General features: G+C 31.6%; 20 protein-coding genes and 1 pseudogene. 19 read left to right on the top strand and 2 right to left on the bottom strand.

What is annotated here, in order from left to right; all coding sequences use genetic code 11:
- Positions 1–5: 5 nt before the first annotated feature.
- From TAGGR_RS09290 to TAGGR_RS09300, 3 genes are read left to right on the top strand one after another with little or no spacing between them, the layout of a single operon-like run.
- Positions 6–371 (top strand): nucleotidyltransferase domain-containing protein, encoded by a 366-nt coding sequence (locus TAGGR_RS09290; protein ID WP_059177088.1) that lies wholly within the window; start codon positions 6–8, stop codon positions 369–371.
- Positions 328–744 carry a HEPN domain-containing protein gene (locus TAGGR_RS09295; protein WP_059177089.1) on the top strand — a complete coding sequence of 139 codons (417 nt, stop codon included), beginning with the start codon at positions 328–330 and terminating at the stop codon, positions 742–744. The genes TAGGR_RS09290 and TAGGR_RS09295 overlap by 44 nt, the downstream gene beginning before the upstream one ends.
- Positions 745–1,917 (top strand): oligosaccharide flippase family protein, encoded by a 1,173-nt coding sequence (locus TAGGR_RS09300; protein WP_059177090.1) that lies wholly within the window; start codon positions 745–747, stop codon positions 1,915–1,917.
- Positions 1,918–1,960: 43 nt separating this feature from the next.
- Here TAGGR_RS09300 and hepT read toward each other — a convergent pair.
- Both hepT and mntA read right to left on the bottom strand, forming a co-directional pair.
- Positions 1,961–2,383: pseudogene (gene hepT, locus TAGGR_RS10960) on the bottom strand (type VII toxin-antitoxin system HepT family RNase toxin).
- Positions 2,367–2,807 (bottom strand): type VII toxin-antitoxin system MntA family adenylyltransferase antitoxin, encoded by a 441-nt coding sequence (gene mntA, locus TAGGR_RS09310; RefSeq protein ID WP_161936216.1) that lies wholly within the window; start codon positions 2,805–2,807, stop codon positions 2,367–2,369. Before mntA ends, hepT begins: the two are co-directional and overlap by 17 nt.
- 138 nt (positions 2,808–2,945) lie before the next feature.
- Between mntA and TAGGR_RS09315 the strand changes: the two genes are divergently transcribed.
- The 16 genes from TAGGR_RS09315 (at position 2,946) to TAGGR_RS09390 (ending at position 15,022) form a co-directional block, all read left to right on the top strand.
- The gene (locus TAGGR_RS09315) at positions 2,946–3,647 is read left to right on the top strand and encodes a polyprenol monophosphomannose synthase (RefSeq protein WP_059177093.1); all 702 of its coding nucleotides are present in this window, start codon (positions 2,946–2,948) and stop codon (positions 3,645–3,647) included.
- Positions 3,648–3,649: 2 nt separating this feature from the next.
- Positions 3,650–4,096 (top strand): YacP-like NYN domain-containing protein, encoded by a 447-nt coding sequence (locus TAGGR_RS09320; protein WP_059177094.1) that lies wholly within the window; start codon positions 3,650–3,652, stop codon positions 4,094–4,096.
- Between the two features lie 74 nt (positions 4,097–4,170).
- Positions 4,171–4,983 (top strand): phosphatase PAP2 family protein, encoded by an 813-nt coding sequence (locus TAGGR_RS09325; protein WP_161936217.1) that lies wholly within the window; start codon positions 4,171–4,173, stop codon positions 4,981–4,983.
- The gene (locus tag TAGGR_RS09330) at positions 4,958–5,221 is read left to right on the top strand and encodes a DUF167 domain-containing protein (RefSeq protein ID WP_059177096.1); all 264 of its coding nucleotides are present in this window, start codon (positions 4,958–4,960) and stop codon (positions 5,219–5,221) included. The genes TAGGR_RS09325 and TAGGR_RS09330 overlap by 26 nt, the downstream gene beginning before the upstream one ends.
- On the top strand, positions 5,218–6,069 hold the full coding sequence (locus TAGGR_RS09335; RefSeq protein ID WP_059177097.1) for a YicC/YloC family endoribonuclease: 852 nt from the start codon (positions 5,218–5,220) through the stop codon (positions 6,067–6,069). The genes TAGGR_RS09330 and TAGGR_RS09335 overlap by 4 nt, the downstream gene beginning before the upstream one ends.
- A complete protein-coding gene (locus TAGGR_RS09340) occupies positions 6,066–6,326 on the top strand; it encodes a DUF370 domain-containing protein (RefSeq protein ID WP_059177098.1) in 261 nt (86 codons plus the stop codon). Before TAGGR_RS09335 ends, TAGGR_RS09340 begins: the two co-directional genes overlap by 4 nt.
- The gene (gene gmk / locus TAGGR_RS09345; protein WP_236698934.1) at positions 6,292–6,927 is read left to right on the top strand and encodes a guanylate kinase; all 636 of its coding nucleotides are present in this window, start codon (positions 6,292–6,294) and stop codon (positions 6,925–6,927) included. Before TAGGR_RS09340 ends, gmk begins: the two co-directional genes overlap by 35 nt.
- A 13-nt stretch (positions 6,928–6,940) precedes the next feature.
- Positions 6,941–7,357: a DNA-directed RNA polymerase subunit omega gene (gene rpoZ / locus TAGGR_RS09350; RefSeq protein ID WP_059177100.1), complete on the top strand. Its 417-nt coding sequence runs from the start codon at positions 6,941–6,943 to the stop codon at positions 7,355–7,357.
- A 6-nt stretch (positions 7,358–7,363) separates the two neighbouring features.
- Complete coding sequence (gene coaBC / locus TAGGR_RS09355; RefSeq protein WP_059177101.1) at positions 7,364–8,563, top strand: bifunctional phosphopantothenoylcysteine decarboxylase/phosphopantothenate--cysteine ligase CoaBC; 1,200 nt, start codon at positions 7,364–7,366, stop codon at positions 8,561–8,563.
- A complete protein-coding gene (locus TAGGR_RS09360) occupies positions 8,553–9,617 on the top strand; it encodes a M24 family metallopeptidase (protein WP_059177102.1) in 1,065 nt (354 codons plus the stop codon). The genes coaBC and TAGGR_RS09360 overlap by 11 nt, the downstream gene beginning before the upstream one ends.
- 10 nt (positions 9,618–9,627) lie before the next feature.
- Positions 9,628–10,191 carry an elongation factor P gene (efp, locus tag TAGGR_RS09365; protein ID WP_059177103.1) on the top strand — a complete coding sequence of 188 codons (564 nt, stop codon included), beginning with the start codon at positions 9,628–9,630 and terminating at the stop codon, positions 10,189–10,191.
- A gap of 3 nt (positions 10,192–10,194) precedes the next feature.
- Positions 10,195–10,641: an acetyl-CoA carboxylase biotin carboxyl carrier protein gene (gene accB, locus TAGGR_RS09370; protein WP_059177104.1), complete on the top strand. Its 447-nt coding sequence runs from the start codon at positions 10,195–10,197 to the stop codon at positions 10,639–10,641.
- Positions 10,641–11,990: an acetyl-CoA carboxylase biotin carboxylase subunit gene (gene accC, locus TAGGR_RS09375; RefSeq protein WP_059177105.1), complete on the top strand. Its 1,350-nt coding sequence runs from the start codon at positions 10,641–10,643 to the stop codon at positions 11,988–11,990. The genes accB and accC overlap by 1 nt, the downstream gene beginning before the upstream one ends.
- Before the next feature lie 66 nt (positions 11,991–12,056).
- Entirely contained in the window at positions 12,057–12,611 is a 555-nt protein-coding gene (locus TAGGR_RS09380) for a DUF8082 domain-containing protein (RefSeq protein ID WP_059177106.1), read from the top strand.
- Positions 12,612–13,742 carry a cache domain-containing protein gene (locus TAGGR_RS09385; protein WP_059177107.1) on the top strand — a complete coding sequence of 377 codons (1,131 nt, stop codon included), beginning with the start codon at positions 12,612–12,614 and terminating at the stop codon, positions 13,740–13,742.
- Positions 13,743–13,756: 14 nt separating this feature from the next.
- The gene (locus tag TAGGR_RS09390; protein ID WP_059177108.1) at positions 13,757–15,022 is read left to right on the top strand and encodes a response regulator; all 1,266 of its coding nucleotides are present in this window, start codon (positions 13,757–13,759) and stop codon (positions 15,020–15,022) included.
- Positions 15,023–15,025 lie beyond the last annotated feature (3 nt).

Here is a 15,025-nt window from a genome sequence, read left to right on the forward strand (position 1 = left end):
TCATTATGTTTAAATATGAACAAGATTCATTGATTAGGATAACAGAAAAACTAAAAAGAGTTTTATCTCATAGACTTAAAGCTGTTATTGCCTTCGGCTCAAAAGTAAGAGGAGACTTTAATGGAGAGTCTGATTTTGATGTTTTAGTCATTGTTGATGGTTTAACCATAGATGATGAAGTCAAAATTATTCAAATTTTTAGCAAAGAAGAGGACTTAACCGGAATTCCTTATGCACCAGTAATAAAATCTCTTGGAGTTTTTGAAAAAGAGAGAGAGTATAATACAGGTTTTTTTAGAAGTATTATGAGCGAGGGGGTATTTTTATATGACTCTATCAGCAGAGGAAAAGAAAGCACTTGCAGAGTATAGGCTAAAAAAGGCAAAAGATATTTTTGAAGAAGCAAAATTCAATTTTGAAAATGATAGATATGGTACGTCTGTCAATAGGAGTTATTATGCAGTTCTTAATGCAGCAAGAGCCCTTTTGATTCTTAAAGGAGTTGACCCTGTAAGTCATAGTGGTTGCAAAACAATGCTTTCTCTTCACTTTGTAAAACCAGGGTTTATTGATGAGAAATTCATTGAGTATTTCAAAATTTTACTATCCAGACGAACTGATGTAGATTACGGAGACTTTGAAGAGATTAATAAAGATAAAGCTAAAGATTCCCTGGAAAAATCTTACGAATTTTTAACCATGGCTGAAAAACTGGTAAATGAGTTTATATCTCAACTAATATAAATGCTTAAAGACATCTCCTCTGTTACACTTGCCTTTGTTTATGTGAATATTCTTGGCTATGTTTTTCATTCTGTTGTAAGCAGAAGTCTTGGACCTGCCGGTTATGGAGAGTTTATGGTTTTCTATTCATTTTTATTAACAATTGGCAATGTTACTGTTCTTCTTACAACTGTAAGTATAAAAACCATAATTGAAAACTATGAACGAAAGTATGATTTTTTAAGATCTCTGAGATTAGTTGCCATAGTTACTGGTGCATTGGTTGCTTTAGGTGTCTGCGCTTTTTCAAATTTTCTTAAAGATTTTTTGAATGTAACAAATTATTCTTACTTTTTTATTATTGCCCTGGCATGGTTTTTTATGTCTTTGCTCGCTGTGGAAAGAGGCTTTCTTCAGGCAACTGGCAGATTTCCAATTTTCGCCTTCTCTGGAGCATTGGAGCTAACAGTTAGATTAATTGCAGCATTGGTGGCAATTTATGCTGGATTCAAAGTAGGAGGAATTATCTTTTCTACGGTTATTGGAGCACTCGTTGTATTAGTGATTCTTCTTAAGATTAATAAAAACATTATTGGTGAGAAAGCCCGATTAAATATAAAAAAAATGCTAACAATAGCTCTATATGCTTCTCCAACAGGTTTTTTTCTCTACGCTGATACAATTTTTGTAAAGAGAATCTTTGATGAACAAACTGCAGGACTTTATTCGGCAGTATCAATTGTAGGAAAAGTGCTTTTATGGTTTGTTCTGACAATTCTCGGGGTTTATTTCCCAAAATTTGTCCATTCAAAAAAAACAGAGTCTTTTAAAAAATTTGTATTGCAAATGTTTGGCATAGTAATCATATCTCAAGTAGCAGCTCAGATAATCTGTTTTTTAATTGGTGAGCCTTTATTTTTGATGCTTTTTGGATCAAAGTTTGAACCTGCTTTAAAATTTCTCCCCATCTACTTTATCTCTCTTTTACCTCTTCTCTTTAATATGGTTTTTATAAGTATTGCTATTGCTTTAGAACGAGGGTTTCATATAATCTATGCACATCTTTTATTTTTTTATTCTGGATTTTTAGTATTACCTTTAAAAAACATCTCTGACTACTTAGCTTATATTTTTGGCATAAATGGAATTTTTGTTTTATTATATTTCTTGAATTTTAAGAAAGAATTGAAATGAATGCCGTTGTAATCTTTATCAACTTAAGTACATGAGCAGGACGTTAATTATTGTTTTTAATAATTGAAAGAAAATGATTTTTGATTTTCTCTATATCTTTTAAATTTTTCTTCAAAATACCATAAATGATATTATCGTCAATTTTGTCATAGCTGTGAACAATGATATTTCTCAACCCAATCATCTTGTCAATTATTTTTAAAAAATCTGAGGGAAATAAATTATTTTCATGGAGTATCTCAAAAACTTCTCTATTTGTTGATGGCTCTTTAAGTTTTTTCCTGGATATCAAAATCTAAGCTATATCAATTATAGCTTCAATTATTTTATGCAGATTCCTCTCTACTATGTCTTTAGCTCTCCATGAGGATTTATATTGTTTTAAATTACTGATCTCTGAGTTAATTTCTCTTAATCTTTTTAAAGATTCTTCTATAAGTTCAATCTTTTTAATATATAATTCCATATTTTTCAGCTCTAAATTTTTTAAGGAATGGTTTAAAATCTGAATACTCACGTATCACGAAGTTTTTGAATTCAAAATGTTCAACTTCTGACTTTTCATATATGCACACACCATTCAAAATTATATTATGAAGAAGTTCTATAGAGACATATTTACTTCGCATATTTAAAACGCTTACCTCATTTGAAATTCCAAATTTTTTAAAAATTTTTGTGAATACGGATTCAATCTTTGAGATAAGTTCAAGAGCTTTCATTTCATCAACCCTGTGATTGGGAAGTATTGCTATGTCTATGTCACTTTCAGTTCTCAATTTGCCTTTCAGTATAGAACCATATAAATATATTGCCTCTATTTCAGTAGGAATATCATTAGGGGCTAATTCAGCAGGAATTTTTTCAATAATTTCCTCTAACACTATCATTTTTTTCATATTTTAATTATAGCAAAATTATTGAATTTGACTTTCAAATCAATTTCTTTTTTATGCTTTATCTCGTGTTTTTGGCATAAATGGAGTTTTTGTTTTATTATATTTCTTAAGTTTTAAAAAGGAGTTTAGATGAGTGCTCTTGTAATTTTGCCGACTTACAATGAAGCAGAAAATGTAGAAAAGATAATTCCGAAACTGCTTAAACACGATGTGGACATACTCTTTATTGACGATGCCTCTCAGGATAAAACAGCAGAAAAAATACGAAACTGGATGAATCAGTCTGAAAGAATTAACTTAATAGAGAGACCCAAAAAACTAGGGCTTGGTACAGCCTATGTAACAGGCTTTAAATGGGCTTTGAAAAGGCATTATGAGTATATCTTTGAGATGGATGCAGACCTCAGTCATGACCCTGCCGAAATCCCGAATTTCATAAAAAAATGCAATGAAGGATATGATCTTGTAATTGGCTCAAGATATACTCGAGGAACAATAAGCGTTGTTGGATGGGATTTTAAGAGACTACTGCTTTCAAAATTGGCAAATAAGTATGCAACCACTATACTTGGACTTGGATTTCTTACTGACGTAACAAGCGGATATAGATGCTACAGGAAAGGAGTACTTGAATCAATAGACCTTGATAATATAAAGTCAAATGGATATGCCTTCCAGATAGAGATGGTTTACAGAGCCTACAAAATGGGATTTAAAATTACTGAAATTCCTATAATTTTTTACGAAAGAAACAGCGGCTCATCAAAGATGAGCAAAAAGATTATCAGAGAAGCAGCAATCATGGTCTGGAGATTAAGATTGGGTAAATAGAGATGAGCAAGCTTTTAATTGATGGATATAATCTTATCGGAATTTTTCACAAAAATTTAAAGAAAGCAAGGCAGGAACTTATACAGCAACTTATTGAATATCGAAATAAAAAAGGACATGATATCACCGTTGTTTTTGATGGATACAAAGAAGGACCTGGAAAAGAAACAATTGATTTTCAGGGCGGAATAAGGATAATCTACTCTGGAGCAAATGAAAAAGCTGATGATATAATAAAGAGAATACTTAAAACTGAAAAAAGCTTCTGGATTGTGATATCCTCTGACAGAGAAATAGAAAGAGCAGCGTGGGAAGAAAACTGTGTTAGTGTTGATTCGTCAATTTTTTTTGATATTCTTAATGGAGAAGAGTTTTACTTTGAACAAAAAAAAGGTATGACTCTGTCAAAAAAACAAAAAGCAATTCTCAGGGCAATATCAAAACTCTAATGCTAAAGAGACTTTTTAGTATTCAGCCAGCATTTCAGTTAAATATTATTTTTTTTGCAGTTATGAGCGCTGTTGTGTTTATTTTTTCCGATAAAATTTATTATTTTTCTAATTTTTTCGTACTTTACATCTCTATGGTTATCTTCCAGTTCTTTCTAATTAGAGTTCCCGAAAATGCTCTCACCTCTTTTATAAAAAACATTGGATTCCCTGTTCTTTCTGTATTGATAGCCTTTGATACAGTTGGTGAGCTTATACCTTACATTAATCCAGAAGATATAGATATGGTCCTACTAAAGATAGATTATTCAATTCTGGGATTTTACCCCTATCTCTACTTTGACAAAATAGCCAACCCTTTATTAACTGAAATCATGCAAATCTCATACTGTTTTTATTATTTTCTTCCATTTATAATTGGCATCTATCTCATTAAAAATGGTGACAGAAAAGAATTTTACAGAGCTCTCTTTATCGTTCTCTTATGTTATTACCTTTCATACATTGGTTATATACTTTTTCCAGCACTTGGTCCAAGATACAGCATTGCTCATGTATTTAAAAACGAATTAAATGGTTTGTTTTTAGCAGACAAAATCAGAGATTTTTTAAACTCTCTTGAAGGAATAAAAAGAGACGCCTTCCCAAGTGGACATGTAGCAATATCCTTAGTTGTTCTATTTTTAATGTGGAAATATAGTAAAAAACTTTTTTTATTGTGCAGTATTCCGGTATTGTTTTTAATAATTTCCACAATTTACTGTAGATATCACTATTTTGCGGATGTTCTGTCTGGAATTTTTCTATCTGTTGTAACTTTTATTGCAGGTAATTTATACTATAATTTTTGGTTATCAAAAAATGGAAATACCTTTATCAAAAGATAGAGATGGATTTTTATTGAAAGTAAATGTTAAAACTGGAGCAAAAAACTCTGGTGCTGAAGGAGTTGAAGGAGATGTATTAAAATTAAAACTTAAGGCTCAACCACACAATGGATTGGCAAATAAAGAGCTTATTGAGATACTTTCTGAGATACTGAATGTACCAAAATCAAAAATTGAGATAATAAAAGGTAAAACTTCAAGAAATAAACTTATCAAAATAAAAGGAGAATTAGATTGATAGAAAGCCTTACTGGTTATGGATATTCTGAAAAAGGAATATTTAGAGTTGAGGCAAAATCTCTAAATCACCGATTTCTTGAGATAAATCTTAAATTACCCCAAATACTTTCAAAATATGAAATTGAGATAAGAAACCTCATAAGAGAAAAATTCCTTAGAGGCAAAATAGATATTACCGTAACGATTAATTATAGAGCAAAAACTGGTAAAATCTATCTAAATAAAAATCTTGCTAAACAACTTTATGAAGCTTTTATTGATTTAAAAAAAGAGTTAAGTATTCTTGGCTCTATTGATATTTCTATGTTTGCAAACTTTAGAGAAATCTTTGTATATGAAGAAGAGGAACCTGATTTAAATACCCTTATGCTTGCTCTGACAGAAGCTCTTGACTCACTCCATGAGATGAGAAAAAGAGAAGGAGAATTGATAAAACAAACTCTAACAGAAATTAGCGACAATCTTGAACAGGATTTGGCAAATTTAGAAACTTTGGTTGATATAAGTTATAATAATTATATTAATTCTTTGAAAAATAGAGTAAAACAGTTAATAACAGAAAATAATCTTGATGAAAAACGAATTTTTGAACAGATTTTTCTTTATGCACAGAAAGTAGATATAAAAGAGGAAGTTGATAGACTTCGTAGCCATATCATACAGTTTAAAGAAAGTATTTTAAAAGGTGGAGCAATGGGAAAAAAGCTGGATTTTTTACTTCAGGAGATGAATAGAGAGATTAATACAGTTCTGTCAAAAACAGAGGATTTTCAAGTTAAAACTCTGGGCATTGAAATAAAAACAAAAATTGAAAGACTAAAAGAACAGATTCAGAATATTCAATGAGTTTCATAAATATAGGTTTTGGCAATATAGTATCTCTATCAAGAATTGTTGCAGTAGTAAATCCTGGGTCTTCTCCTATGAAAAGAATAAAGGATGAAGCAAAAAAACGAGGAAAACTCATTGATGTGACTGAAGGGAGAAAAACACGTTCAATTATAATTACTGACAGTGACCATGTAATACTGAGCGCATTACAGGTTGAAACAATTTTGCAGAGAATTAATGAGACAAACAGGACAGAAGATGAATCTCTATAAAAGAGGAAATATTTTTGTTATTTCTGCTCCTTCTGGCTCTGGTAAAACAACATTGTGCAATAAACTAATTAAAGCATTACCTGATTTAAAGATGAGCATTTCGCATACGACAAGAAAGCCTAGAGCTGGTGAAATAGAGGGTGTAGATTATTTTTTTGTAGATAAAGAGACTTTTGAAAAAATGATATCTAATAACGAATTTATTGAATGGGCAGAAGTTTACGGAAACTTCTATGGAACTTCCAAAAGTGTTTTACAGCAGTTGATGGAAAAAGGATATGATATATTACTTGATATTGACACAGAGGGCGCAAAAAATATGAAAAAACTCTATCCTGAAAGTATCTTAATTTTTATTCTTCCACCTTCTTTAGAAGAACTCGAGAGAAGACTTTTAAATAGAAATGAAGATAAAGATATAATAAAAAAAAGATTGAGCAAAGCAAACGAAGAAATTTCTAACTATAAATTTTATGACTATGTTGTAATAAATGATAACCTTGAAAAAGCTTTTAATGAGTTGCTTTGCATTGTTTGCGCTGAAAGACTTAAAACAAAAAAAATAAAAGACGATGAAATAGAAAAAATCTTTAAAAAATAAGGAGGAAAAAGAAATGGAAAAAAAAGATCAAATTTTTGATATTATTTCTCTGCCAATAGAGATTGACAGGACAAAAATTGATTCCAGATATCGCCTTGCACTTATAGCAGCTCAAAGGGCTGCTGAACTTTCTCTTGGCGCTACACCAAAAATGGAAAAAAAAGTAAAAAAAGTTACAACCCTGAGTTTACTTGAGGTCTTATCAAATAAAATAGAATACATTACCGGTGAAGAAGCCTTAAAGGCTAAAGAAAAAATTGAACATATTAATGTTAAAAAACTTCTTGAAGAAAAAAGAAGAGCAATTCCTGATCTAAGCGAGCTTGAGAAAGATCTAAAGGTTTACCTGAATGAGAAGGAATCCGCTGAAAAAATGCTTGAAGAACTGTTTTCAGACCATTCAGAACAACAATCTGATGAGCAAGAATAAACAAAGGTGAAACAACTCTTAAAAGATAAAAAGATTCTACTGGGCATAACTGGCAGTATTGCAGCCTATAAAGTATACGATATAATTAAGCTCTTGAGAGATGCTGGTGCAGATATTTTCCCTGTGATGACTCAAAAGGCAACTTATTTTGTTACCCCTCTCAGTATTGAAATATCCTGTGGAAATAGAGTTCTAATTGATATGTTTCAAGAACCTCTCTCTCACATTGAACTTGCAAAAAAGTGCGATGTCTTTTTAATTTCACCGGCAACAGCAAATTTAATCAATAAATATGCCTGTGGAATTGCCGATGACCTTCTTACTACTACTCTTCTTGCGTTTCGTGGTCCTGTAATTATAGCTCCTGCTATGAACTGGAGAATGTATGAAACTCCACAACTAAAAAAAAGCATCGAGTTTCTGAAAAGCATTGGAGTTGAGTTTGTAGGACCTGAACAGGGCTTGCTTGCATGTGGAGAAGAAGGTACCGGTAGACTTTCCAGAGCAGAGAAAATTTTTGAAGCTGTTTTGTCAGTTTTAACTGAAAAAGATTTAGAAAAAGAACATATATTGGTAACTGCAGGACCTACTCGGGAACACCTTGACGCAATAAGATTTATAACAAATAAATCTTCCGGGAAAATGGGATATGCCCTTGCAAGAATTGCAAAAAGAAGAGGTGCAAAAGTAACCCTGATAAGCGGACCTTCAAATATTGAACCTCCAGAGGTGGATAAATTTATCAGAATTGAGACAACTGAAGAAATGCTTGATAAAGTCATGGAAAATATAAATTCTGCCACAATTCTTCTAATGGCATCGGCACCACTTGATTTTAAGCCCGCGAAACTTTTTAATACAAAAATCGATAAGAAACTATTAAAATCAATACCGCTTAAGCTGTGTCCTGACATACTTAAAGAAGTTTCAAAACTCAAAAGAAAGCCATTTACTGTAGGATTTTCTGCTGAAGCAGGGCTCAATATAGAAAGAGCAAAAGTAAAGCTCAAAGAGAAAGCTCTTGATATGATTGTTCTCAATGATATTATGCAAAAAAATACAGGAATGCAATCAGATACTAATCAGGTAATAATGATTTACAAAAAAGGGAAAAAATTTTTTGAAGAAAAAACTGAATTGCTTCCAAAAGAAGACATAGCAGGTTTGATTCTTTCTAAAGTTAAGGAGTTAAAATTTGGCAAATAGATATGAAGAGAGAATCAATAAGGTTTTTGATAAAATCAATTCAACTTCTGAGGCTTTATTAGTAACCAATCTTAAAAATATTAGATATTTAACTGGCTTTAAGGGCTCTTTTGCCGTAGGTATTTTAACTTATAAAGGACTTTATCTTCTTGTTGACTTTCGTTATTTTGAACAGGCAAGAAAAGAAGCCCTTGCTGAAATTGTACTTTTTAAAGATTCCTGGATTAATGCCTTAATGAAATTTATTGATGAGTTGAAAATAAAAAAACTATCCTTTGAAGTTACCTGTACTGTTGATATTTTTTTAAAACTTAGCAGTAATAAAAATATCGAGCTTGTTCCACAATACTATGTTATTGAGCAACTCAGAGCAATAAAGGAAGAAGAAGAGATTGAAAAAATAAAGGTAGCTGTAAAAATTGCTGAAGAATCTTTTTTAAAGATTAAACCTATTATAAAGGAAGGAATTACAGAAAAAACTATAGCAACGGCTCTTGAAAATGAAATAAAAAAGCAGAGTGATACTCTACCCTTCCCTGTAATTGTAGCATCTGGCTCAAATTCTTCAATGCCCCATTGGCGAAACTCTAATAAAAAACTAAATCGTGGTGATTTTGTTATAATTGATTGGGGCGCAGAGTATGAAGGTTACTTTTCTGATATGACAAGGACCTTTATAATAGGAGAAATTAATAATAAAAAGAAAGAAATTTATGACATCGTAAATGAAGCAAGAAGACAGGCAATTTTGAGTTGTAAAGCTGATGTTCCTGCAAAAGATATTGACCTATCAGCAAGAAATTTGATAAAACAATCAGGTTATGAAGAATATTTTGGACATGCCACAGGACATGGAGTAGGACTTGATGTGCATGAATTTCCAAAGATAAATCATAACTCTGAAGATGTAATTAAACCAGGTATGGTTTTTACTGTAGAGCCTGGAATTTATATTGAAGGCCTGGGTGGAGTGAGAATAGAAGACATGGTTGTTGTAAGAGAAAATACAGTGGAGACTTTAACAACGCTTTCAAGAGATTTAGAAATTTTATAGGAGGTGGAATATGATTTCTACATCAGAATTTAAAAAAGGCTTAAAAATTGAATACAAAGGAGAACCATACGAAATAATTGATTTTCAACATGTAAAAATGCAGCAAAGGGCACCAATTGTAAGAACAAAAATAAAAAATCTAAAAACTGGAAGAGTTCTTGAAGAGAATTTTCCTGCAGGAGAAAAATTTGAAAAACCAGAACTTGAAGAAAAACAGATGCAGTATCTTTACTCTCAGGGAGACTCATATGTCTTTATGGATATGGAAAGTTATGAACAGATTGCCATACCTGCTGAAAAAATTGGAGATGCCCTTTACTATATAAAAGAGGAAATGATTGTAGATGTAATTTACTACAAAGGTGAACCTCTCTTGATTCAACCTCCAATGTTTGTTGAACTAAGAGTTGTTGAAACCGAACCAGCTTTTAAGGGTGATACAGCCTCTGGAGGAACAAAACCGGCAAAACTTGAAACAGGTCTCACAGTAAAAGTTCCTTTTCATATTCAGACAGGTGATTTATTAAAAATTGATACAAGAACAGGTGAGTACATTGAAAAGGTAAAGGAGTAAATAATGGAACTTGAAGAAATAAAAGAAATAATATCTTTTTTAAAAGATACTGATGTAACCGAATTAAACATTGAAAAAGAAGGATTTAAAATCAGAATTAAAAGAGGTTATGTTTATGCACCTGTAGAAATAACTAAAACAGTTAAAACATCTGTTGAGCCTTCACAACCTTCTTATCAGAAAGAAGTTTTAAAGGAAGAAGAGACTCTTCACACAATTACTTCTCCACTGGTTGGAACATTTTATAGAGCATCCTCTCCGGATGCTCCACCATTTGTTGAGGTTGGCTCACAGGTAAAAAAGGGACAGGTTTTATGCATAATTGAGGCAATGAAAATTATGAATGAGATTGAAAGTGATGTTTCAGGTATTGTGAGAAAGATACTCGTTGAAAATGGTCAACCAGTAGAATATGGAGAACCTCTATTTTTAATTGAGGTAACTGAGTGATGGAGTTATTTAAGAAAATTCTTATTGCAAATAGAGGGGAAATAGCTGTAAGAATAATTCGTGCCTGTAGAGAGCTTGGCATAAAAACCGTTGCTGTTTATTCTGAAGCTGATAAAGATTCTTTACATGTAAAACTGGCAGATGAAGCAGTTTGCATTGGTCCTGCAAATCCTGCACAGAGTTATCTAAACATTACATCAATTCTCTCTGCAGCAGAAATAACAGATGCTGAAGCGATCCATCCAGGATATGGATTTTTATCCGAAAACGCGCAATTTGCAGAGGCTTGCATCAACTCTGGAATAGTGTTTATTGGTCCTACTCCTGAAAATATCAGAGTTGGAGGAGATAAAGCAAAAGCAAGACAGATACTTAAAAGGAAAGGTATTCCTGTAGTACCAGGAAGTGACGGACCTGTAAAAGATGAAGACTCCTGTATGAAAGTAATCAAAAAAATAGGACTGCCAGTAATATTTAAAGCTTCTGCAGGCGGTGGTGGAAGAGGGATGAGAATAGTAAATGACGAAAAAGAAATTGAACAAGCTTTTTTTATAGCTCAAAGAGAAGCTATTGCAGCTTTTGGTAATGGTGATCTCTATATTGAAAAATACTTTCCGAAAATAAGACATATAGAAGTGCAAATACTTGCTGATAAAAATGGTAATATTATTCATCTTGGGGAGAGAGACTGTACTATACAGCGCAGACATCAGAAACTGCTTGAAGAAGCTCCTTCTCCAGTTTTAAACGAAAAATTAAGAAAAAGGATATGTGAGTATGCTGTAAAAGCAGCAAAGGCTTTAAAATACAGAAATATAGGCACCTTTGAGTTCATTGTTGATGAAGAGTTAAATCCCTTCTTTATTGAAATAAATACAAGAGTTCAGGTAGAACACCCAGTGACAGAGGAAATCACCAACATTGATATCATTAAGGAGCAGATAAAAGTTGCTAAAGGTTATCCTTTATCTCTTAAACAATCTCAACTTAAGTTTTATGGACATGCTATAGAATGTAGAATTAACGCAGAAGATCCTGAAAAGTTTATTCCGTCTCCGGGTATTATAGAATTTTTACATCTTCCGAGCGGACCAGGCATAAGGGTTGATAGCTATCTTTATCAGGGATGTAAAGTATCTCCCTATTATGATTCCCTGGTAGCTAAAATTATTGCAAAAGGAGCAAATAGACAGGAAGCAATAAGTAGAATGAAAAGAGCTCTTCAGGAAACAGCAATAAAGGGAATTCAAACAAATATACCTTTATTTTTAAATATTTTTGAGCATCCCGATTTTATTAAGGGCAAATTCTTTACAAATTTTATCCAGTTGATGCAAAATAATACCTAAAAATTAAATCTCTTGGTAGGGTCTTGATATGAATAATTACTATTTGCTATTCTTTTATAAAGTCTTATGAAAAAAAATCTTGCAGATGTTGTGGACAGTCTATTTAAAGCAAAAAGTACAGGTTTGCTTACTATCAGTTTTTCTTCAGAAAAAAACCTCCTTAAATTTTATCTAAGAAATGGAGAAATATACCACATATCTTTTGGATTTAAAAAAGGTATAGAATGTCTAAATGAAATAGCTTTAAGACAGCCAGTTTCATATAATTTTATTTCTCAAATTTCAATCGACATTACAAGTAATGATATTCCCTCAACTGAAGATATAATAAAAAATTTAAAAGGTATGAATAAATTTGTCACTTCCTCAGACTCTTCTATTATTCAATCTTCAGATTTTCAGAAGATAAAAGAAGGCATTAAGACAGCTTTAATAAGACAAATTGGTCCTATAGGAGGAAAAATTACTGAAAAATATATTACTGAAAAATGGATTCCTTCCGAGCCTCCATCAAAAGAAGATTTTCTCAGATTGGTTGATATGTTAAAGGATGAAATAGAAGATCCTCAATCAAAAAAAGAGTTTTTACAGGAAGTAAATAAAATTTTAGGAGGTATATAAATGAGAATAGAACTTGGATTAAGAGCAGGAATAGCACTGCCACTTTTGGCAACTTTGATAGCAGGAATGAGTGTTTTAATTGTTTTTAATTATTTTATGCAAGTAAGTACTCTGAAGGATGAAGAAAATCGTAGTATTGAAGCATCTGTAAACACCGCTCAAGTTTTGCTTGAAACAGCAACAATTCATTATCAACAGATGGCACATTTGGTTGCAAATATGCCAGATGTTCAGGAAGCTGTTAGTAAAAAAGATAGAAATCGCCTACTTGATAAATTTCTGCCAGTTTTTAATTCTTTAAAAGAAAATTTTGGTATTGCTCAATTTCACTTTCATGTCCCTCCTGCAGTCTCTCTTGTAAGACTTCATGATCCTGTTCATTTTGGTGATGATATTTCAAAAGAACGTAAGACTGTTGTTCAGGTAGAAGCAACCAAAAAAGGTGTAAGAGGTATTGAGATTGGATTAGGCGGAGTTGGCTTAAGAGGAGTTGAACCAATTTTTTATAAAGGTAATTATGTAGGAAGTATTGATTTTGGTGGGGGTATAAAATCTGAGATAGATCAAATTAAAAAAGCAATATTTGCTGATGTTGGAATTGCTATTTATAAAGATTTACTTTCTGGTTGGCAAGGCTTAAAGGATGTAAAATATGTCTTTGGGCAATGGGTTTCTCTTTATTTCACACAGCAAGATCCTAAGTTATTCATCTCTGAAGCATCTTTAAAAAGAGCTGCTCAATCCAAAAATACTTATTATACTGAAATTGTATCTTATGCAGGTAAAGAATATATTGTAATCTACACTCCTGTTAAAGATTTCTCAGGCAAAGTAATTGGTTTTATCTATATTGTTAAAGAAAGGATTCTTAGCCCCTATAAAGTTTTTACAATTCTTGGAATAAATATTTTAGTTTACATTGTAATGCTCATAGTTATAGCTCTTTTAATAGGATATGGTATGAATAAATATGTAATAAATCCAATAATAGCTCTTACAAAGGTTACTGATGAAATATCTATGGGGAAAACATCACAAAAAGTAGAAATTAAAGATGCTCGTGGAGAGATAGCTATTCTGGCAAAGGCAATTGAAAGAATGCGTATAACGATGAAAAAACTTCTTGAGTAAGGAAGGAGTAAACAATGTCTAAAGGAAAAATTTTAGTATTGGATGATAGTCCTCTTGTAAGAAAACTTGCAGAAGTCTCTCTACAGGAAGCAGGATATGACGTTTATACGGCAGGTGATGGAGAAGAAGGACTGAAAATTGCTGAGGAAGTTAAACCCGATTTAATTTTAGTTGACTTTATAATGCCCAAGATGACAGGTGCTCAAGTATGTAAACTTATAAGGGAAAATGAGGTTCTTAAGGAAATTCCTATTATTTTGATTACTGGAAAAGGTGAAACAGTTGGAAAGACATTTATTGAAAAATACGGAGTTCTTGATTATTTCATAAAACCCTTCAAATCAGAAGAATTGGTAGGTAAAATTAATCAAGTTCTTGGAAAAATTCCCCAGATTAAAGAAACTACTGAGGAAATCCCTGCTTTTAGTTTTGAACCTTCAGGAATAGAACTAAAAAGTGAGGAAGAAACAGAATCTTTCGAACTATCTGAGAGTGAATTACAAGAGTCTATTTCACTACCTGAAACTGAAGAAATATCATTGTCAGAAGAAAAAGAAATTAATTTAACAGAAAAAATTGAATTAGAAGAAATTGAATTAAAAAAAGATACCCTTGAACAATTAGAGCCATCTCTTCCAGTAGAGGATCTGATTGAACCTGGAGAGTTGGAAATATTAGAAAAATCAGAAAGTTTTGAAATAGAAGAATTAAAAGTACAAGATATTAAGCCTGCTGAGGACTTAATTGAAGAATCAACAAAAACAGAGATTGAAGAAACAAAACTTGCCTTCGATTTAACTGCTCTTGAAAAAATAATAGATAATAAATTAGATAACTTTTATGAAAAAATAACCTCTCTATTTGATAGCACAGTTGAAGCAACACTAAAAAAATATGGATTGATAAAAGATTATTCTGTTATTTTATCGGGAAGTTTAAATTTCTTCAGAATTTCTGAAATTTTTGATTTAATCAATTCTAAAAACCTAAATGGTATATTCTATGCTTTTGGTAATGGGGTTGCTTACGAATTTTTATTTATAAATGGAAAAGTTATATATGGAATCTCAAATTTACAAAAACAAAAAATTGGTTCCAAACTATTAAAAGAACTCTCTGATGAGGAAATAAAGAATTTTACTGTGGAAACTTTAAGTTACTTGAAAAATATTACGAACGGAAGTTTTATTTTTGAAAAAAAAGATTTTTCAGAAGCATGGTTGTTGAATAAACCAGGTTATACACCTTTAGAACTTTTTAGTGAAAATATTATAAAATGATAT

Origin of the sequence: Thermodesulfovibrio aggregans (assembly GCF_001514535.1) — a bacterium.
Classification (GTDB): domain Bacteria; phylum Nitrospirota; class Thermodesulfovibrionia; order Thermodesulfovibrionales; family Thermodesulfovibrionaceae; genus Thermodesulfovibrio; species Thermodesulfovibrio aggregans.